This window comes from Alteromonas sp. LMIT006 (genome assembly GCF_024300645.1).
In the GTDB taxonomy this organism is placed as follows: Bacteria; Pseudomonadota; Gammaproteobacteria; order Enterobacterales; family Alteromonadaceae; genus Opacimonas; species Opacimonas immobilis.
Genome location: NZ_CP101291.1, coordinates 211,887 through 231,208, shown reverse-complemented (window position 1 = coordinate 231,208; position 19,322 = coordinate 211,887). Strand labels below are relative to the sequence as shown.

The window sequence follows — 19,322 nt, the reverse complement described above, 5'->3', positions numbered from 1 at the left end:
CGATTAGGGTGGAAGGCAACAACACACTATCTACTATCGTTTAGGAGAAAAACATGAAAGTAGCAGTCTTAGGCGCTGCTGGCGGTATCGGCCAAGCATTATCTTTATTACTTAAAACGCAATTGCCTGCGGGTTCTGAACTTGCGTTATATGACGTTGCTCCAGTGGTTCCTGGTGTTGCGGTTGATCTAAGCCACATCCCAACTGCTGTTGCAGTAACTGGTCATGGTGCGGATAATTTAGCAGACGCATTAACAGGTTGTGATATTGTTTTGATTCCAGCGGGTGTGCCTCGTAAGCCTGGTATGGATCGTTCTGATTTATTTAATATCAACGCTGGTATTGTTAAAAACTTAGTTGAAGCAATTGCCGATAACTGTCCAAACGCATGTGTTGGCATCATTACTAACCCTGTGAACACGACAGTTGCGATTGCAGCCGAAACCTTGAAAGCAAAAGGCGTTTACGACAAAAACAAATTATTCGGTGTGACCACGCTTGACGTAATCCGTGCTGAAGCGTTTGTTGCTGAAGCAAAAGGTCTAAATGTCGCTGATGTTCACGTACCAGTGATCGGTGGTCACTCAGGTACGACTATTCTTCCTTTACTTTCTCAAGTTGAAGGCGCATCTTTCTCTGATGAAGAAGTTGCGGCGCTTACTACTCGTATCCAAAATGCCGGTACTGAGGTTGTTGAAGCGAAAGCGGGTGGCGGTTCTGCTACATTATCAATGGGTCAAGCGGCTGCGCGTTTCTGTTTATCTCTAGTTGCAGCAATGCAAGGTGAAGAGGTTACTGAGTACACTTACGTACAAGTTGATGGCTCTGATGACGCAGCATTCTTTGCGCACCCAGTACGTTTAGGTAAAAACGGCGTAGAAGAAATTTTATCCTACGGCGAATTAAGTGCATTTGAACAACAAGCAAAAGCGGACATGTTAGATGGCTTACGTGGCGATATTCAACTAGGTGTTGATTTCGTAAACGGTTAACCTGTTGCAGAATACTGAAAAGGGTAGCTATGAGTAGCTACCCTTTTTTTTGGCAATATATTCGCCTAACCTGTGTTGCGAATACCAATAGCAATACCAGCAATCGTCACCATCATGGCCCGCTCAGCAGGACTCATACCATCAATGGCTTCATTTTTACGAATGCGGTCGAGCAGTTCAATCTGCAAGTAATGCAAAGGCTGTAGATAATCTGCGCGAATATGCAATGAATTTGCACCAACCGGATCGTCTTGCAACACATCCGCTTTTTGGGTCAGTTCTAGGAGCTTTTCTCGGCTAAAAGTGAGCTCTGCACGTAACTTGTCACCAAAATGACGCAGTTTATCTTCTACTAAGCGTTCGTCATAAGCTTTCGCTATGTGCATATCTGCTTTAGCAAACACCATATCCAGCATTGAGAGTCGAGATGCAAAAAATGGCCAAGTCGCCAACATTTCATTAATTGTTTCAGCGTGCTCTTCATAGGTTTGCATAATCGCTGGCATGACTCCTAACCACGCTGGCAGAACTAAACGAGTTTGCGCCCAAGCAAAAATCCAAGGGATTGCCCGCAGACTTTCTACGCCACCGTGAGGGTTGCGTTTCGCTGGGCGAGAACCAAGTGGCAATTTGCCAAGCTCTTGTTCAGGAGTGGCTTGGCGGAAATACGGCACAAATTCAGGGTCGTTTCTAACGATATCGCGATAGTTATCTCGTCCATAATCCGCCATTTGGGTCATGACCGCACGCCATTCAGATTTTGGCTGTGGCGGTGGGAATAACTTGGCTTCTATAATTGCACTGGCATAAATACCTAAGCTGCGCTTGGCTATAGCTGACATTCCGAATTTGTAGCGAATGGTTTCACCTTGCTCGGTAATACGGAAGCCACCATCTAATGATCCTGGGGGTTGGGATAATATAGCGGTATGCGAGGGCAGGCCACCACGTCCAATAGTTCCGCCACGCCCGTGGAATAACGTTAGACCAACATTGGCTTCACGTGTGACATTGACTAACGCTTCTTGAGCTTGGTATTGAGCCCAACCGGCCGCGAGGGCACCTGCGTCTTTCGCTGAGTCTGAATAACCAATCATAATATATTGATTGGAGGTTAAACGTTTGCGATAGCCATCTATTTTGAGTAGTTGCTCAATGACTTGTGCTGAACGATTTAAATCGTCCAACGTCTCAAATAAAGGCGCGACGGGCATCTGCCAATTGACGCGACATTGTTGTAACAATAACTGTACTGCCAATACATCGGATGCGTAAGAAGCCATCGAAATGATATAAATGCCAAAAGCATTCGCATCATTTTTAGCAATGGTATGACAAGTGTCTAATACTTCTTTTACCTCAGCGGAAGGCTGCCAATCAGTTTGCCAGGCATTGGGAAACAGTGGGCGTTTGGATTGCAACTCTTTGAGTAAAAAGCTGACTTTCTCATCTTCTGTCCATTGTGCATAATCGCCATAACCAAGATATTGACATACCTCGGCGATGGCATTGGCATGCCGCTCAGAGTCTTGCCGAATGTCTAATTTGATCAAATGCATACCAAAACAATGTGCCCGTCTGATGGTATCTAATAAAGCACCATTCGCAATCTGTGACATACCGCTTTGCACCAACGAACGATAACACAACATTAAGGGTTCAATCAGTTCGGCTTGATTTTGGATCCATTTTTCTGGATTAGTGGGACGGTCATTCAAAATATCGTCAATACCATCTTTGGTGGCGCGTAAGCGTTTCACCAGAGGGCGTAATATCGCCCGATAAGGTTCCATCACATCACCTACTTTGTGACGGATTTCATCTGAGCATCGTGACATAGACAATTCAACTTGCAATGTGCTGATATCTTGAGCAAACAATTTGGCGGCTCTTCTGCGAGCTAGGTGCAAGACTGTTTGTGTGACTTGGTGTGTCACAAAGGGATTGCCGTCGCGGTCACCGCCCATCCAAGAACTAATTTGCACTGGTTTAGCATCAATTGGCAATTTGATTTGGTATTCGTGTTGCAGCCTTAGGTCTAAGTCGCGCATGAAGTTAGGAATGGCATCCCATAATGAGTTTTCGATCACTGAAAAGCCCCAGGTGGCTTCATCCACTGGGGTCGGACGCTGATTGCGAATTTCTTCAGTGTGCCACGCCTGTGCGACCAAATCGGCTACCCTGTGAGCGAGTTGGCGCTTCTCTTGTTCATTGAGTTGCTCGCGGTTTTGGCGTCGAATACACTCAGCCAACATGGCGTGCTTATGGATTAGAGTACGGCGAGTAACTTCCGTCGGGTGTGCGGTTAACACCAGATCAATATGCAGCTCATTAACAGCTTGATAGATATCTTCGGGTGATTTTTGAGACTTTTTGAGATGTTCAAATAATGTATCTACCGAATCATCAATCTGTTGCGATGCGTTAAACTCTTGCTCAGCGATATTAGCCAGGTTCAAAAATTGGGAAAATGAACGGGCAATAACCATTAGGTCATCATCACTCATGCTGGCAAAAATAGCAGCGAGATCGGTGTTGGCGTTCACATCACCTTTATGGCCTTTGCGTCCGAGTTTGCGGACGTGCTCAATTTTGTCGAGCCACTCTTGACCTAAATCCTTTTGAATAGTTTGTCCTAATAACTCACCTAATCCACGGACAGTGGATTTGAGTTCTGCATCATATTGCATTATTTATCCTAAAATCTCTTAACTGATATATACAATAAAAAACAATGAGACGTTTGTCTAAACCTTTCGGCTATAAATTATTCATAAAACAGACAGTTCGGTGTGGTATAGTAAGCAATTGAAGCAAGTTCTATTGGTATTATCGCTCATAGGACGTTAAGTAATATCCTACGAGGGAGTAAATATGTCAGATAAATACGAAACTATTGAGAGCCAAGCGAGTTATGGAATTGGTTATCAGATGGGCAAGCAAATCGCCTCGAACCCTTTTGAGGGTTTGTCATTAGAAGCGATTGTCGCCGGTGTGCAAGATGGCTTTTTGGGCAATAGCAGTGCGGTAGATAACGATACTTTAGGCGCCGCATTTAGCGAAATCCACAAACGCATGCAAGCAGAAAAATCCAAGGCGTTTGAAGAGAATATTGCGGCGGGTAATGCTTATTTAGCAGAAAATGGCGCTAAAGAGAGCGTTACCACCACCGAATCTGGTTTGCAGTATGAGATCATTCATTCAGGCAGTGGTGTATCACCGAGTGCCGAATCTGTCGTGCGTGTTGATTATCACGGTACCTTAATCAATGGGCAAGTGTTTGATTCATCTTACGATCGTGGCCAACCTGCAGAGTTCCCGGTTAATGGCGTTATTAAAGGCTGGACCGAGGCATTGCAACTCATGTCAGTTGGCGATAAATGGCGTTTAACCATTCCAAGTGAATTAGCATACGGCGAACAAGGCGCAGGGGGAGCGATTGCACCGTACAGCACCTTGGTATTTGAGGTTGAGTTGCACGAGATTATCAGCTAAACATAGATAACTAAACGCTATTTTAAATGCCCTCTTTTGAGGGCATTTTTCATTGAGTAACAAACAAAATAGACTGACTTGCCCGACCAGTTTTACAGGTTGGTCAGTTTACAATACACACATAACGGCTACATTGCTTTTAGGAGAAATACATGGTTATCAAGCCAAAAGTTCGTGGGTTTATTTGCACAAACGCCCATCCAGTTGGGTGTGCACATAATGTGGCAAAACAAATTGAATACGTCCAATCACAACAACTAGAAAGTGCTGATGCACCTAAAAACGTCTTGGTTATCGGATGTTCTACCGGTTATGGCTTGGCTTCGCGCATTACTTCTTCATTTGGATACGGAGCGAAAACTTTAGGTGTATGTTTTGAAAAAGCGCCTACTGAACGCAAAACTGGTACAGCTGGTTGGTATAATACTGCGGCATTTCATGCCCAAGCAAAGCAGGCTGGAATTGAGGCACACACGATTAATGGTGATGCATTTTCTAATGAGTTAAAAGATCAAGTGATCGAAAAGCTTAGAGAAATGGGCAAAGTCGACATGGTGATTTATTCTCTTGCCTCACCACGTCGTACCGATCCTGTGACCGGTGAAACGTTCAAATCGACCCTAAAACCAGTTGGCCAAGCCTACACCACTAAGACTTATGATACCGACAAAGATTTAGTGCATGATGTGTCGTTAGAGCCAGCATCAGAGGAAGAAATTGCTCATACCATCAAGGTTATGGGCGGGGAAGATTGGGAATTATGGATCAATGCCCTAGCCGATGCTGATTTGCTTGCAGAGGGCTGTAAAACTACTGCTTACACTTATATTGGTAAAGAATTAACTTGGCCAATTTATGGTTCTGCGACCATAGGTAAAGCTAAAGAAGATTTAGATCGTGCGGCAAGTGTACTTAACACTAAATTTGCAGGGCTTGGTTTAGAGGCTCACGTTTCGTCTCTTAAAGCGTTGGTCACCCAAGCATCCTCAGCCATTCCAGTTATGCCGTTATACATATCGCTGATTTATAGAGTAATGAAAGAAGAAGGGACACATGAAGGCTGTATTGAACAGATTGTGGGTTTGTACAGAGATTGTTTGCTAAATGATAACGCCCTAACGGATGAAGTAAATCGCTACCGCATGGATGGCAAAGAAACCAATGATGCGACTCAAGCCAAAATAGCAACTTTGTGGGATCAAGTCACGCAAGAAACCTTCCATCAATTGAGCGATTATGCAGGGTACCACCAGGAGTTTTTGCACCTGTTTGGTTTTGCCTTTGACGAAGTTGATTACGAAGCGGATGTGGATCCAGTTGTCAATTGGTCGTGAGGAATATTGGTTATACCAAAGTCGCAATGACTGAAATACCTTGTATAAACCGCCGAAATGGCGGTTTATTGCTGTATAAAGATAGGCTTATATGGGATCTGGCAGTTTTGTTGAACACAAGTCGTATAGTAATCTTTCATTCCCTTAGATATTCTGACGATAGATAATGGATTAAGGATGATTTTTCCTTTATAATCCGCGGGTTTTAATTAAAGCATTTGTTGTTTGTATAAGTGTGGGTTTGACAAATGCTCATGAAAGATTCTGCTGAAAGCACCGAGATAACCGTTATCAAGCGTGTGAAAAAAACAATAATATTCTAAGCAGTCATTCAGCCTCGCGATGTGGGTGATGGTCTGAACAGAGAAAGTGGGCATTAGAATAAACCTTCAATAACAACAAATTGATTTGTTTAACAACACCGTGACAATAAAATTATACTGATTAGCCAAGTCATTCCAGGTTTGTGTGTGATGCTTTGGCTAATTAGTATCCAAACAGAGTAGTGCAATTGCTTATGTTACATAAAATAAAGAAAGGACTAGACCTTCCTATTTCGGGGTCTCCGGCACAGCAAATCCACGATGGGGTTGCCGTGACGCAGGTCGCGATTTTGGGTGAGGAATACGTGGGTATGCGTCCAACCATGCATGTCCAAGTAGGTGACTCGGTCAAAAAAGGCCAAGTTTTGTTTGAAGACAAGAAAAACCCAGGCGTCAAATACACGGCTCCAGCAAGCGGTACAGTGTCTGCAGTAAACCGTGGTGCAAAGCGCGTGTTGCAATCTGTTGTAATCGATATGGCAGGTGAAGACGCTGTGGCTTTTGACGCGTTCGCAGCGGATAAACTGGCGGGCTTAACGCGTGATAAAGTCGAGCAGCAATTGGTTGAATCAGGCTTATGGACAGCGTTGCGTACACGTCCATACAGCAAAGCTCCGACCCTTGGCAGTCAACCAAATGCGATTTTTGTCAATGCCATGGATACCAATCCATTGGCCGCTGATCCAACGGTAATTATCGCTGAGCGCAATGATGATTTCGTCAACGGTTTGAATGTGTTATCAAACCTTACTGAAGGCAAATTGTATGTTTCTAAAGCAGCAAATGCGTCAGTAGATACTGGCAACGCCAAGGTTGAGGTGCATGAGTTTGCCGGACCACATCCTGCGGGTTTGGTTGGCACGCACATGCATATGATTGATGCAGTAGGTGCGACCAAGTTTAACTGGCACATCAACTACCAAGACGTTATTGCGGTTGGCGCACTATTTACGACTGGCCAGCTTGATACTTCTCGCGTTGTCGCTTTGGCCGGCCCAGCAGCAAAGAACCCACGTTTGGTTCGCACTGTAATTGGTGCGTCACTAGACCAACTTATTGCAAACGAAACCACACTAGACAATACTCGTGTCATCTCTGGCTCAGTACTACACGGTACAACGGCAGCAGGTCCCCACGCGTATTTAGGTCGTTATCATTTGCAAGTATCTCTGATTGAAGAAGATAAAGAAAAGCGCTTGTTTGGTTGGATTACACCAGGCGGCGATAAACATTCAGTAACGCGTGCTTACCTCGGTCATCTTGCAGGCAAACGCCTGTTTAATATGACTTCTACAACAAACGGTTCTGATCGCTCTATGGTGCCAATCGGTAACTACGAGCGTGTGATGCCGTTGGATATCTTACCAACTTTGTTATTGCGTGACATCATCGCAGGTGATACTGATACAGCTCAACAAATGGGTTGTTTGGAATTAGATGAAGAAGATTTGGCATTGTGTTCTTATGTTTGTCCTGGCAAATATAATTATGGCCCAATCTTGCGTGATTGTTTAACCAAAATTGAATTAGAGGGTTAACCAATGGGTTTAAAAGCATATTTAGAAAAAATTGAACCGGATTTTGAGCCGGGTGGCAAACACGAAAAATGGTACGCACTCTATGAAGCTGTTGCGACCATTTTTTACACTCCTGGTAAAGTCAATAAATCCTCAACTCACGTACGTGATAGCATCGATTTAAAACGCATCATGATCATGGTGTGGATGGCGACTTTCCCTGCGATGTTTTACGGCATGTACAACATCGGTAATCAAGCAAACATTGCTATTTTGGCCGGTGCTACCTTACCAGATGCATGGCAAGCAGCATTATTTACTGCGTTAGGCGGTCAATTAGGCGTTGCCGATGCGTCTGCATTAACACTGTTTTTCTACGGTGCATGTTGGTGGTTACCGATTTATGCGGTGACATTTGCTGTAGGTGGTTTCTGGGAGGTTTTATTTGCCTCAGTGCGTAAGCACGAAGTGAATGAAGGCTTCTTCGTTACATCCGTACTATTTGCACTGACGTTACCGGCTACAGTACCTTTATGGCAAGTAGCATTGGGTATTACCTTCGGTGTGGTTATCGCCAAAGAAGTATTTGGTGGTACCGGACGTAACTTCCTTAATCCAGCGTTGTCTGGTCGTGCTTTCTTGTATTTTGCCTATCCAGCGCAGATGTCAGGTGACTCAATTTGGGTGGCTGCTGACGGTTACTCTGGTGCAACATGGTTAAGCCAAGCGGCTTCAGGCACCATGGACTTCTCTGACATGGCTGCATGGACTCAAGCTTTCCTAGGTAATATCCAAGGTTCTGCTGGTGAAGTCTCAACGTTGGCGATTATGCTCGGTGGCTTATTTATTATCTATTTACGTATTGCAAGCTGGCGCATTGTTGCAGGTGTTCTTTTTGGTGTGATTTTCTTATCCACAATCTTAAATATGGTTGCTCCTGCAGATAACCCATCTCATTACCTGGCTATGCCTTGGTACTGGCATATGGTCATTGGTGGTATGGCGTTTGGTATGTTCTTTATGGCAACGGACCCAGTTTCTGCCTCGTTCACAGACACAGGGAAATGGGCGTACGGTTTCTTCATCGGTATGATGACAGTCATCGTTCGTGTTTTAAATCCTGCATTCCCTGAAGGTATTATGCTTGCAATTCTATTCGCAAACTTGTGGGCACCATTATTCGATTATTTCGTTGCACAGAGCAACATCAAACGGAGGGTTGCACGTGTCAGCTAATAAAGAAACTTTGGGCAGAACGGTTGGCGTTGTCCTAGCAGTTTGTCTAGTGTGCTCAATTGTTGTATCAAGTGCGGCGGTTGGCTTGCGCTCACTACAACAGTCAAACGCAGCAGTAGATAAGAAAACGAACATTTTAACCGCAGCCGGTTTGTATGAAGCCGGCATGTCAAAAGCGGCAGTCAAAGAACGCTATGAAGCGCGAGTTGAAGAAAAATTCGTTGATCTAGCGACAGGCGAATACGTCGAAAATCCTGTAGCGGATACTGGTAAGCCTTTTGACATGTATGGCAAGTTAGCGAAGGATCCTAATACCAGTGTAAAAGTTGAAGGCAATGTTGGCTTTTCACGTCGCTCGGCAATTGCTAATGTATTCCACATTAAAGAAGAAGATGGTTCGATTTCTCGTATAATCTTACCGGTTCACGGATCTGGTCTTTGGGATTTGATGTTTGGCTTCTTAGCAGTAAGTGCTGATGGCAATACGATTGAAGAGTTGGTGTACTACCAGCATAAGGAAACCCCTGGATTGGGTGGTGAAGTGCAAAACCCTGCATGGATGGCTAAATGGAAAGGCAAAAAGATTTACGACGATGGCGAAGTTGCTATCAAAGTAAAGAAACAAGCTGGTTCTGATAACCCTTATGCAGTAGATGCTTTATCGGGTGCAACATTGACCTCGAACGGCGTCAGCAACACATTGCAGTATTGGGCTGGTGAAAACGGTTTCGGTCCATACTTACAAAGACAATCTTGGAAATCATAAGGGGCATATCTCATGGCGAGTAACGCAAAAGAAATGAAAAAAGCCCTGTTTGGGCCAATCATTGATTCGAACCCCATTGCACTTCATGTACTTGGTATTTGTTCTGCATTGGCAATCACAACAAAATTAGAAACAGCTTTGGTTATGTCATTGGCATTGACCTCAGTAACGGCTTTTTCTAACTTGTTTATTTCAATCATTCGCAATTACATTCCATCAAGCGTACGTATCATCATTCAAATGACGATTATTGCTTCTTTGGTAATCGTGGTTGACCAAATTTTGAAAGCGTATTCATACGAGATTTCAAAACAACTCTCGGTATTCGTTGGTTTGATTATTACCAACTGTATTGTAATGGGGCGTGCTGAAGCGTATGCAATGAAGTCACCACCTATGATGAGCTTGCTTGATGGGGTTGGTAACGGTCTAGGGTATTCATTTATCCTTATCGTCATCGGTACTATCAAAGAGCTATTCGGTTTTGGTACTATCTTGGGCTTTGAGATTTTACCATTGGTTACTAATGGTGGCTGGTATCAAGCAAATGGTCTGTTAATCCTACCATTTAGCTCATTCTTCTTAATCGGCGGTATGATTTGGTTTATCCGTACCATTCGCCCTGAACAGGTCGAACCTAAGGACTAATCATGGAACATTATGTTGGATTATTAGTGCGCTCAATTTTTGTTGAGAACATGGCACTATCACTTTTCTTAGGGATGTGTACTTTTCTAGCGGTTTCTAAAAAAGTTGCAACCTCAATGGGTCTAGGTATTGCGGTAATCGTGGTATTGGGAATCTCTGTACCGGTTAACCAAGTTATCTATACCAATATTCTTGCACCTGGCGCGCTTGCTTGGGCCGGTTTCCCTGATGCGGATTTAAGCTTCTTAAGCTTCTTGACGTTCATCGGTGTTATCGCAGCTTTGGTACAGATCTTGGAAATGAGCTTAGATAAGTTCTTCCCTGCGTTGTACAACGCACTTGGTATATTCTTACCATTGATTACCGTGAACTGTGCCATTTTTGGTGGTGTCGCATTTGCTGTACAGCGTGAATATAACGTTGCCGAAAGCTTTGTGTATGGTATTGGTTCAGGTATTGGTTGGGCACTTGCTATCGTATTATTAGCGGCAGTTCGTGAAAAACTAAAATACGCGGATATGCCTGACGGTGTTCGTGGTCTTGGTTCGGTATTTATGATTGCAGGTCTAATGGCATTGGGCTTTCAGTCATTCACCGGCATCGCAATTTAATAGGGGAGCTAGATTATGAATATAGAAGTTATCCTCGGCGTAGGCATGTTTATCGTTATTGTTCTTGCGCTTGTATTTATCATCATGTTTGCTAAGTCAAAACTTGTGCCTTCTGGTGACGTCAAAATTACAGTAAACGGTGATCCAGAAAAAACCATCGTTGCAGCACCTGGCGGCAAATTACTTGGTGCACTAGCTGACTCAGGTATCTTTGTATCGTCAGCTTGTGGTGGTGGCGGCTCATGTGGTCAATGTCATGTAACCATCAAAGAAGGTGGTGGCGAAATTCTTCCTACTGAATTAGACCATATCTCTAAGCGTGAAGCGAAAGAGGGTTGTCGCCTATCATGTCAAGTTGCGGTTAAGCAAGACATGGATATTGAGTTACCAGAAGAAATCTTTGGTGTTAAGAAATGGGAATGTGAAGTTATCTCGAACAATAACGAGGCAACTTTCATTAAAGAACTTAAGCTTGCAATCCCTGATGGTGAATCGGTACCATTCCGTGCAGGTGGTTACATTCAGATTGAGGCGCCACCTCACCACGTTAAGTACAAAGACTTTGATATTCCAGAAGAATATCGCCCAGATTGGAATCACTTTGGCTTCTTTGACGTGGAGTCAAAAGTAGACGAAGAAACCATTCGTGCATACTCGATGGCAAACTACCCGGAAGAAGAAGGCATTATTATGTTGAACGTGCGTATTGCTACGCCGCCACCTAATAACCTAAGCCTACCTGCTGGTAAAATGTCCTCGTTTATTTGGAGCCTTAAAAAAGGCGACAAAGTAACGATTTCAGGTCCATTTGGTGAGTTCTTTGCCAAAGATACTGATGCTGAAATGGTATTCGTTGGTGGTGGTGCTGGTATGGCACCAATGCGTTCGCACATCTTCGACCAACTTCGTCGCATCAAAACGGATCGCAAGATGTCGTTTTGGTATGGTGCGCGTTCCAAACGTGAAATGTTCTATGTTGAAGATTTTGATATGCTGGCAAAAGAGAACGATAATTTTGACTGGTATGTTGCATTATCTGATCCACAACCAGAGGACAATTGGGAAGGCTATACTGGTTTTATCCACAATGTCTTATTGGAAAATTACCTCAAAGATCATCCAGCTCCTGAAGACTGTGAGTTCTATATGTGCGGTCCGCCCATGATGAACGCAGCCGTCATCAATATGCTGAAAGATTTGGGTGTTGAAGACGAAAATATTATGTTAGATGACTTCGGTGGCTAACAACTAACGACCAAGGAGCCGGCTTATGTCGGCTCTTTTTTTATCGGGTAAACAAAAATGATGAAACATGTATTGGTTTTGCTTGTTTGTATGGTGCTGTCGTCATGCAGTCAACAAACCCCTGAAAAAAATGAGTCATTCCTAAATGGTAACACCATGGGTACGACATATAACGTAAAATACCACGGAGGTGATGCCCCATCATCTGACGTGTTGCACAGACAAATTAATGACGCACTCATTCGTATTAATCAGCTCATGTCGACATACATACCAGACTCTGAACTGTCACGTTTTAATCAATTGTCAGCGGGTCAACCCATGTTATTGAGTGCCGAGACACTATTGGTTATTGAAGAAGCGAAGCGACTGGCAAAATTATCCAATGGAGCGTTAGATGTTACGATAGGGCCATTAGTCAACCTGTGGGGATTTGGACCACAAAAACGCCCAGAAAAAATCCCCTCTCAGGGCCAAATTGATGCTGCTAAGGCGCTGATGGGCTTGGAGCATATTCAAATTAACAAAGGTATTGCTACGAAACAAATCGACGGTATCTACGTTGATTTGTCACCTATAGCAAAAGGCTATGGTGTCGATGTATTAGCCGAGATATTAGAGTCTCATAATATTGACAATTATCTTGTTGAAATTGGTGGTGAAATGCGTGTTTCCGGTAACAAGCAAAATGGTTCAGCTTGGCGTATTGCAATTGAAAAGCCCTTAAGTGAGCAACGTGCGATTCAAAAGGTGATTTCTATTGGAAATAATGCCATTGCGACCTCGGGTGATTATCGTAATTATTATGAAGAAGATGGCATTCGCTATTCCCATCTTATCAATCCAACTACAGGTCGTCCGATTCAACATAAATTAGTCTCTGTAACCGTAGTACATGAAAAATCAATGGTAGCCGATGGGCTTGCAACTGCGTTGAGTATCTTGGGTACTGAGGAAGCAAAACTGTTGGCAGAAAGCGAAGATTTAGCTGTTTTATTGATAACCAAATCGGACAATGGATTTGTGGAGTATCGCTCGCCACTATTTGACCAAGTTGTTACAATACATTAAGTCACACAGGATTACATCATGAGTACGTTTATTTTAGCGTTTGTATTTTTTGTTGCGATGGTCGTTGCCATGGCTGTGGGTTATTTAGTTCAGAAAAAGACGATATCAGGCAGCTGTGGTGGCTTAGGCGCATTAGGCATTGCAAAAGCTTGCGACTGCCCTGAACCGTGTGATCGCAAAAAAGCACGAATGGAACGCGAAGCCGCTCGGCAGAAAAAAATTGCAGAATGGGAAAAGGATAAAATAATTTAGTGCGCCAGAGAGGCAAAGGGTTGACCGCTTTGTATTTAAAAAATGCGAAAGATCATACATATCGATATGGATTGCTTTTATGCCGCGGTCGAGATGCGGGACAACCCTAGATATAGGGGTATCCCGATTGCCATTGGTGGCAGTTCCGATAGGCGCGGTGTGATTGCAACATGCAACTACCCTGCGCGTGCTTTTGGCGTGCGCTCTGCCATGTCTACTGTGCACGCTTTAAGACTTTGTCCTGACCTCACTTTAATCAAAGGGCGCATGGATGTGTATAAGCAGGTCAGTGATCAAATCCGTGAGATTTTTTCTCGTTATACCGAAATCATTGAGCCGCTATCATGGGATGAAGCGTATCTAGATGTGACTCATGTAACTCATTGTAACGGCTCTGCTACATTGATTGCACAAGATATTCGGCGTACTATCGAACGAGAGATTGGAATTACGGCCTCTGCTGGCGTCGCGCCCATCAAGTTTGTTGCAAAAGTCGCCAGTGATGAAAATAAACCTAACGGGATATGTGTTATCACACCAAGGGAGTTAGACGAGTTCGTTGCACGAATGCCACTGCACAAAATCCCTGGGGTAGGTAAAGTCACACTGGAGCAGCTTAATAATTTAGGATTGTTTACTTGCGCAGATGTGCGTCAATTTCCGTTTACTCGATTGCACAAAACATTAGGAAAGTTTGGTGCGATTTTATGGAATCGCTGTCATGCGATTGATGATAGAGCTGTTAATGTAGAACGCGTGCGCAAATCCATTGGCGTTGAGCGTACCTTAAGTGTTGATATTGTTGCTCGCACCGAAGTAGAAGACGTCGTAGCTTACCTTTTACCCAAGCTCGAACAGCGTATTGCTTATCATGATGCCGAGTCACGAATTAAAAGCCAGGGGATCAAGTTGAAGTTCGATGATTTTCAACTCACCACCATCGAGCATACGCGTCCATTTTATGATGCAGAATATTTTAGTGAGCTGTTAACGGCCATTTTACTGCGTCGCAAAGAAAGGGGGATACGTCTGGTTGGTCTGACGGTCGGGCTAAAAAATGAAAGTGATATCGAACAGCTTGTATTGCCGTTGGATGATCACACTCTGTGATGTTTTTCCCTTTGATACGCTTCGTATAATTTTGCTTCTTTAGTAAAAGAATAATAGGCGGTGATGACCGATTGGATGAATCCTCTCCTCCCAGAAAATATAAATCTTTGCAACAAGTACACTTTTAAAAAAGTAATTGGAAACACCAACGTCAATTTGAGTAGAGAGTGGCGTTTGCCTTTTGCAAATTTTTCATCGGCTTTTAAGGTCGAATATTGGTTACATTTATCGGTTAATACATGAATGGAATCGTAGCCATAATGATCAAATGCTTCTTTGATCTGAATTTCTCGTCCATCTACTTGTGCGCTCTCATGCACTAAAACATCGGGTTTAAATTGGGCTTTTGATTTTTTGAAAAGACGCAGATTGTTTGGCTTTTTAGTCAATGCTGAAAAGGGTTGACCAATTAAAAAGTCATTTCGTTGTAAACGCACGCAGTCGGCGACATCGGACTTAATGATCGCTTCCATTTTTGCCACTAAGGTCGGCGTCAGTGCTTCATCGGCATCCAAATTCAGCACCCAGTCGTGTGAGCATAGATTCATGGCAAACTGTTTCTGTTTTGTGTACCCCAACCATTCTTGATGAGTGATCTTAACATCATATTCGCGCGCAATCTCCAGTGTCATATCCGTACTACCTGAGTCCACAATAATGATTTCATCCATCATCTCAAGGGAGGTGAGTAGACGTCGAATATGTTGTTCTTCATTTTGACAAATAATAAAAACACTAATCGGTAACTTGGTCATGGTGTAAGCTTCTTAATGACTAACAGTGTATGCAAGATAGATTTATTGTAACATATCCAAATAGACATATTGGATCATTCAAAAAGAGGGAAATATGCATCTCATCCGTTCACTTAATAGAGCGATTGGACAGGCTTCTCAACTCGTTTATGGCTGTATGGGCTTAGGTGGAGGGTGGAATGACAACGCTTTAACGAAGGATGACATTCACCAAGCTGAACAAATAATCGACACGTGCCTGGATCATAATATTACCGTATTTGATCACGCTGACATTTATACTTTTAATAAGGCCGAAAAGGTATTCGGTCAGATATTAAAAAGCCGTCCCGGTTTGCGGGAGCAAATGGTTTTGCAATCTAAGTGTGGGATTCGTTTTGCAGATGAATACGGGCCTAAACGCTACGATTTTTCAGCAGAATGGTTAACCACATCGGTACAAGGGATTTTACAGCGCTTGAATATCGATTATCTCGATATTTTGCTGTTGCATCGTCCTGACCCTCTGATGGAATTGCATGAAACCGCACAAGCACTGAATCAAATGCACGCTCAAGGCCTGTTTAAAGCCATAGGGGTGTCTAATATGTCGGTGGTGCAAATTGAGTTTTTGCAAAGTGCACTGGGTATGCCCATCACCGTGAATCAAGTAGAATGTGGTTTACACCACTTGGCCCTGCTTGACCAACAAGTCATCGGTAACGATGCGCAATATCCTTCCTATAATACCTTTAGTGGCATGCTTGAATATTCGCAAACGCAAGGCGTGCAACTTCAAGCTTGGGGTGCTCTATCTCAAGGCCGTTATAGTCGCCCACAAACTGATGTGGAGCATCGCGTCCATAAAGTGCTTGCTGAGTGTGCGCTGCACCATGGTGTATCGATTGAAGCAGTGCAACTGGCGTTCTTGAAGAGGCATCCTGCTAATATTCAGCCTGTGATTGGAACGACGAATATCAATAGAATTCGTGAATGTTCAAAATTGGCAAATATCATATTGTCACGAGAAGAATGGTACAAACTGCTGCAGGCCGCAAGAAATGCGGAGTTACCTTAAGTACTTTAGGCGTTTTTCTCTAATAACTTAGTATTAGTATGGGGCAATGCTTTTGTGAAATAAGCGTTGAAGGTTTACAATTACTGCAAAGGCGCAAAAATAATAAAAAAAAGCAAAATAAGCACAAAAACTCCCGCCTGCACGACGAAAAATTTACAATTTAGTCGACGTTTACGTCACCTCTATACCCAGGAGTACCCTACATGTCCATCTCCCAAGATTTGGCTGCTATTGGCATCGTTGATGCTACGGAGATCGTTTATAACCCGAGTTATGAACTATTATTTGAAGAAACCACAAAACCTGAACTAGAAGGTTTTGAAAAGGGTGTTGTTACTGAGTGTGGTGCAGTATCTGTGAACACAGGACAGTTCACTGGACGCTCACCCAAAGACAAATACATTGTACGCGATGATGTAACACGTGATACCGTTTGGTGGGCCGACCAAGGCAAAAACGACAACAAAGCGATTTCGCAAGATGTCTGGAATGACTTAAAAGCTTTAGTGACCAAGCAATTATCCAACAGTCGTTTATTTGTGGTTGATACCTATTGTGGTGCCAATCCAGATACCCGTCTTAAAGTGCGTTTTGTGACACAAGTTGCATGGCAGGCACACTTCGTTAAAAACATGTTCATTCGCCCTTCAGAAGCTGAATTAGAAACCTTTGAGCCTGATTTTGTGGTGATGAATGGTGCCAAAACCACCAACCCTGATTGGCAAAAACACGGCCTAAATTCAGAGAACTTCGTTGCTTTTAACTTAACTGAAAAGATCCAGCTTATCGGCGGTACTTGGTACGGCGGTGAGATGAAAAAAGGCATGTTCTCGATGATGAATTACTTCTTACCACTGCAAAACATCGCGTCTATGCACTGTTCTGCTAACGTCGGTAAAGAAGGTGATGTGGCGATTTTCTTCGGTTTGTCAGGCACAGGTAAAACCACACTGTCAACTGATCCTAAGCGTGAGTTAATTGGTGATGACGAGCACGGTTGGGACGACAACGGCGTCTTTAACTTTGAAGGCGGTTGTTACGCCAAAACGATTAATCTGAGCAAAGAAGCGGAACCGGATATCTACAACGCCATTCGTCGCGATGCCTTACTTGAAAATGTGACCGTACTGGAAGGTGGTGAGATTGATTATGATGATAACTCAACCACTGAAAACACGCGTGTTTCTTATCCCATTCATCACATTGACAACATTGTTAAGCCGGTATCGAAAGCAGGGCATGCAAAGAAAGTTATTTTCTTGACCGCTGATGCCTTTGGCGTATTACCAGCGGTGTCTAAATTGACGCCTGAGCAAGCGCAGTATTATTTCTTATCTGGTTTTACGGCTAAACTTGCTGGCACTGAGCGTGGCATTACTGAGCCAACGCCTACGTTCTCAAGCTGTTTTGGCGCAGCGTTCTTAACCTTGCACCCTACGCAATATGCTGATGTATTAAAATCACGTATGGAAGCCGTTGGCGCGACAGCGTATTTGGTCAATACAGGCTGGAACGGTACGGGCAAACGTATTTCGATTAAAGCCACCCGAGCGATCATTGATGCGATTCTTGATGGGTCCATTGATGAAGCACCGACGCAAGTTGTGCCATTGTTCAATCTAGAGGTACCAACCGAGTTGGGCGAGGTTGCACCAGAGGTACTTGATCCTCGCGGTACCTACGCTGATGCGTCTGAATGGACAGACAAAGCAACCAAACTTGCTGGCTTGTTTGTCGATAACTTCGAGAAGTTCACTGACACAGACAACGGTGCGGCACTGGTTGAGGCTGGTCCTAAGCTGTAATAAGCACCTATCTGAATATCAAAAAAGCAGAGCGTGGAAACACACTCTGCTTTTTTGATTTTAATTGTCGGCTGATGGACTGTTTAAAAATTATAGACAGGGTGTTTGTGTAAGGTAATCCACCGCGTAAATCTTTTGCATACTTTGCGCACTGATATTTCCCCCAGATAGCATCACCAACACGGTCTGTGGGGAAGTCTGTTCAGCAAGCCAACCTACCACGCCCGCCATGGTCATACAGCAAGTTGGTTCGATATGTAGTTTCAGCAGATGTTGCAGCCATTGGGTCCAATAGGCAATATGCGTTTCGCTCGCCTCATAGAAGCCATCTAACTCCTGTAGCAAAGCGAATGTCAAATCACCAACCGCAGGAGTAGCAGCGCCGTCTGCTAATGTGTCAGGTGGTGTAGTGAGTGTATGAATGGCCCCTTGTTGCAATGAAATGGAAGCATCATTTGCGTTTTGTGGCTCCACGCCAATGACTTGGGCTTTAGGGGCTAACTCGCGTGTGGCTAGTAAGGCGCCAGACACTAAACCGCCACCACCACATGGTGCAAAGACTGCATTAGGAGTCATGTCTTGAGTGCGACATTGCTGTAACGCTTCTAATGTTGCGGTGCCTTGTCCTGAAATAATATCAGCGTGGTTAAACGGCGGGATCCAAATGACATTGTCTTCACTGGCAGCCGCTTTGACTGCTTCATCAGCCTCGAGTCGAGTCGGAAACAAACGCAAATCAGCCCCATATTCAATCGTACCTTGTGCTTTTACGGCAGAAATATGCTCAGAACTAAAAATAGTCACATCACGACCAGCCTGAGCTCCGGCATACGCAACCGCTTGCGCATGATTGCCAGAGCTATTGGCCACAATATAATCTGGCAAGCGTTCTTCAGCCAATGCACGTTGAATAAAATTGGTCGCTCCACGCAGTTTAAATGCCCCGGTTTTTTGCAAGCATTCTGCTTTAAACAACACAGTATGCCCCAACCAATCATTGAGTAGGTTAGATGTCACTATCGGCGTCGTATCGACTTTTCGTGCAATGCGCTGTTGCGCTGCTTGAACATCTAAAAAAGTTGGTAATATCACGGCTTTTCACTAA

Annotated in this window: 17 protein-coding genes; 14 read left to right on the top strand and 3 right to left on the bottom strand. The window is 43.9% G+C overall.

What is annotated here, in order from left to right; genetic code table 11:
• Nucleotides 1-53: 53 nt before the first annotated feature.
• Nucleotides 54-992: a malate dehydrogenase gene (mdh, locus tag NLG07_RS01090; RefSeq protein ID WP_254855854.1), complete on the top strand. Its 939-nt coding sequence runs from the start codon at nucleotides 54-56 to the stop codon at nucleotides 990-992.
• Between the two features lie 65 nt (nucleotides 993-1,057).
• On the opposite strand, the gene ppc is transcribed toward mdh, so the two are convergent.
• Complete coding sequence (ppc, locus tag NLG07_RS01085; protein ID WP_254855853.1) at nucleotides 1,058-3,682, bottom strand: phosphoenolpyruvate carboxylase; 2,625 nt, start codon at nucleotides 3,680-3,682, stop codon at nucleotides 1,058-1,060.
• A 184-nt stretch (nucleotides 3,683-3,866) separates the two neighbouring features.
• On the opposite strand from ppc, the gene NLG07_RS01080 reads away from it, so the two are divergent.
• From NLG07_RS01080 to dinB, 11 genes are all read left to right on the top strand, one after another.
• Nucleotides 3,867-4,487 carry an FKBP-type peptidyl-prolyl cis-trans isomerase gene (locus tag NLG07_RS01080; RefSeq protein WP_254855852.1) on the top strand — a complete coding sequence of 207 codons (621 nt, stop codon included), beginning with the start codon at nucleotides 3,867-3,869 and terminating at the stop codon, nucleotides 4,485-4,487.
• A 152-nt stretch (nucleotides 4,488-4,639) separates the two neighbouring features.
• Complete coding sequence (fabV, locus tag NLG07_RS01075) at nucleotides 4,640-5,821, top strand: enoyl-ACP reductase FabV (protein ID WP_254855851.1); 1,182 nt, start codon at nucleotides 4,640-4,642, stop codon at nucleotides 5,819-5,821.
• 517 nt (nucleotides 5,822-6,338) lie between these two features.
• Nucleotides 6,339-7,682 carry a Na(+)-translocating NADH-quinone reductase subunit A gene (locus tag NLG07_RS01070; RefSeq protein ID WP_254855850.1) on the top strand — a complete coding sequence of 448 codons (1,344 nt, stop codon included), beginning with the start codon at nucleotides 6,339-6,341 and terminating at the stop codon, nucleotides 7,680-7,682.
• A gap of 3 nt (nucleotides 7,683-7,685) precedes the next feature.
• A complete protein-coding gene (locus NLG07_RS01065) occupies nucleotides 7,686-8,897 on the top strand; it encodes an NADH:ubiquinone reductase (Na(+)-transporting) subunit B (RefSeq protein WP_254855849.1) in 1,212 nt (403 codons plus the stop codon).
• On the top strand, nucleotides 8,887-9,663 hold the full coding sequence (locus tag NLG07_RS01060; protein ID WP_254855848.1) for a Na(+)-translocating NADH-quinone reductase subunit C: 777 nt from the start codon (nucleotides 8,887-8,889) through the stop codon (nucleotides 9,661-9,663). Before NLG07_RS01065 ends, NLG07_RS01060 begins: the two co-directional genes overlap by 11 nt.
• A gap of 12 nt (nucleotides 9,664-9,675) precedes the next feature.
• Nucleotides 9,676-10,311 (top strand): NADH:ubiquinone reductase (Na(+)-transporting) subunit D, encoded by a 636-nt coding sequence (locus tag NLG07_RS01055; protein WP_254855847.1) that lies wholly within the window; start codon nucleotides 9,676-9,678, stop codon nucleotides 10,309-10,311.
• A gap of 2 nt (nucleotides 10,312-10,313) precedes the next feature.
• Nucleotides 10,314-10,922, top strand: a complete 609-nt coding sequence (nqrE, locus tag NLG07_RS01050; RefSeq protein ID WP_254855846.1) for an NADH:ubiquinone reductase (Na(+)-transporting) subunit E — start codon at nucleotides 10,314-10,316, stop codon at nucleotides 10,920-10,922.
• A 15-nt stretch (nucleotides 10,923-10,937) separates the two neighbouring features.
• Nucleotides 10,938-12,167, top strand: coding sequence for an NADH:ubiquinone reductase (Na(+)-transporting) subunit F (gene nqrF / locus NLG07_RS01045; protein WP_254855845.1), 1,230 nt, complete (start codon nucleotides 10,938-10,940; stop codon nucleotides 12,165-12,167).
• A 57-nt stretch (nucleotides 12,168-12,224) separates the two neighbouring features.
• A complete protein-coding gene (locus tag NLG07_RS01040) occupies nucleotides 12,225-13,238 on the top strand; it encodes an FAD:protein FMN transferase (protein WP_254855844.1) in 1,014 nt (337 codons plus the stop codon).
• Nucleotides 13,239-13,256: 18 nt separating this feature from the next.
• Nucleotides 13,257-13,490, top strand: a complete 234-nt coding sequence (gene nqrM / locus NLG07_RS01035; protein ID WP_254855843.1) for a (Na+)-NQR maturation NqrM — start codon at nucleotides 13,257-13,259, stop codon at nucleotides 13,488-13,490.
• A 42-nt stretch (nucleotides 13,491-13,532) separates the two neighbouring features.
• On the top strand, nucleotides 13,533-14,600 hold the full coding sequence (gene dinB, locus NLG07_RS01030) for a DNA polymerase IV (RefSeq protein WP_254855842.1): 1,068 nt from the start codon (nucleotides 13,533-13,535) through the stop codon (nucleotides 14,598-14,600).
• On the opposite strand, the gene NLG07_RS01025 is transcribed toward dinB, so the two are convergent.
• On the bottom strand, nucleotides 14,588-15,355 hold the full coding sequence (locus tag NLG07_RS01025) for a glycosyltransferase family 2 protein (protein WP_254855841.1): 768 nt from the start codon (nucleotides 15,353-15,355) through the stop codon (nucleotides 14,588-14,590). The genes dinB and NLG07_RS01025 overlap by 13 nt on opposite strands.
• A gap of 94 nt (nucleotides 15,356-15,449) precedes the next feature.
• Here NLG07_RS01025 and NLG07_RS01020 point away from each other — a divergent pair, with 94 nt between their 5' ends.
• Nucleotides 15,450-16,412 carry an aldo/keto reductase family oxidoreductase gene (locus NLG07_RS01020; protein WP_254855840.1) on the top strand — a complete coding sequence of 321 codons (963 nt, stop codon included), beginning with the start codon at nucleotides 15,450-15,452 and terminating at the stop codon, nucleotides 16,410-16,412.
• 203 nt (nucleotides 16,413-16,615) lie between these two features.
• A complete protein-coding gene (pckA, locus tag NLG07_RS01015; RefSeq protein WP_254855839.1) occupies nucleotides 16,616-18,217 on the top strand; it encodes a phosphoenolpyruvate carboxykinase (ATP) in 1,602 nt (533 codons plus the stop codon).
• 90 nt (nucleotides 18,218-18,307) lie between these two features.
• Here the strand turns inward: pckA and NLG07_RS01010 are convergent, their stop codons facing one another.
• Nucleotides 18,308-19,309, bottom strand: coding sequence for a serine/threonine dehydratase (locus tag NLG07_RS01010; RefSeq protein ID WP_254855838.1), 1,002 nt, complete (start codon nucleotides 19,307-19,309; stop codon nucleotides 18,308-18,310).
• Nucleotides 19,310-19,322: the final 13 nt, after the last annotated feature.

Bases quoted from the DNA above. Each gene is read 5' to 3' on its own strand.
- mdh (WP_254855854.1), top strand. From the start codon at position 54: ATGAAAGTAGCAGTCTTAGGCGCTGCTGGCGGTATCGGCCAAGCATTA.
- ppc (WP_254855853.1), bottom strand. From the start codon at position 3,682: ATGCAATATGATGCAGAACTCAAATCCACTGTCCGTGGATTAGGTGAG.
- NLG07_RS01080 (WP_254855852.1), top strand. From the start codon at position 3,867: ATGTCAGATAAATACGAAACTATTGAGAGCCAAGCGAGTTATGGAATT.
- fabV (WP_254855851.1), top strand. From the start codon at position 4,640: ATGGTTATCAAGCCAAAAGTTCGTGGGTTTATTTGCACAAACGCCCAT.
- NLG07_RS01070 (WP_254855850.1), top strand. From the start codon at position 6,339: ATGTTACATAAAATAAAGAAAGGACTAGACCTTCCTATTTCGGGGTCT.
- NLG07_RS01065 (WP_254855849.1), top strand. From the start codon at position 7,686: ATGGGTTTAAAAGCATATTTAGAAAAAATTGAACCGGATTTTGAGCCG.
- NLG07_RS01055 (WP_254855847.1), top strand. From the start codon at position 9,676: ATGGCGAGTAACGCAAAAGAAATGAAAAAAGCCCTGTTTGGGCCAATC.
- nqrE (WP_254855846.1), top strand. From the start codon at position 10,314: ATGGAACATTATGTTGGATTATTAGTGCGCTCAATTTTTGTTGAGAAC.
- nqrF (WP_254855845.1), top strand. From the start codon at position 10,938: ATGAATATAGAAGTTATCCTCGGCGTAGGCATGTTTATCGTTATTGTT.
- NLG07_RS01040 (WP_254855844.1), top strand. From the start codon at position 12,225: ATGATGAAACATGTATTGGTTTTGCTTGTTTGTATGGTGCTGTCGTCA.
- nqrM (WP_254855843.1), top strand. From the start codon at position 13,257: ATGAGTACGTTTATTTTAGCGTTTGTATTTTTTGTTGCGATGGTCGTT.
- dinB (WP_254855842.1), top strand. From the start codon at position 13,533: ATGCGAAAGATCATACATATCGATATGGATTGCTTTTATGCCGCGGTC.
- NLG07_RS01025 (WP_254855841.1), bottom strand. From the start codon at position 15,355: ATGACCAAGTTACCGATTAGTGTTTTTATTATTTGTCAAAATGAAGAA.
- NLG07_RS01020 (WP_254855840.1), top strand. From the start codon at position 15,450: ATGCATCTCATCCGTTCACTTAATAGAGCGATTGGACAGGCTTCTCAA.
- pckA (WP_254855839.1), top strand. From the start codon at position 16,616: ATGTCCATCTCCCAAGATTTGGCTGCTATTGGCATCGTTGATGCTACG.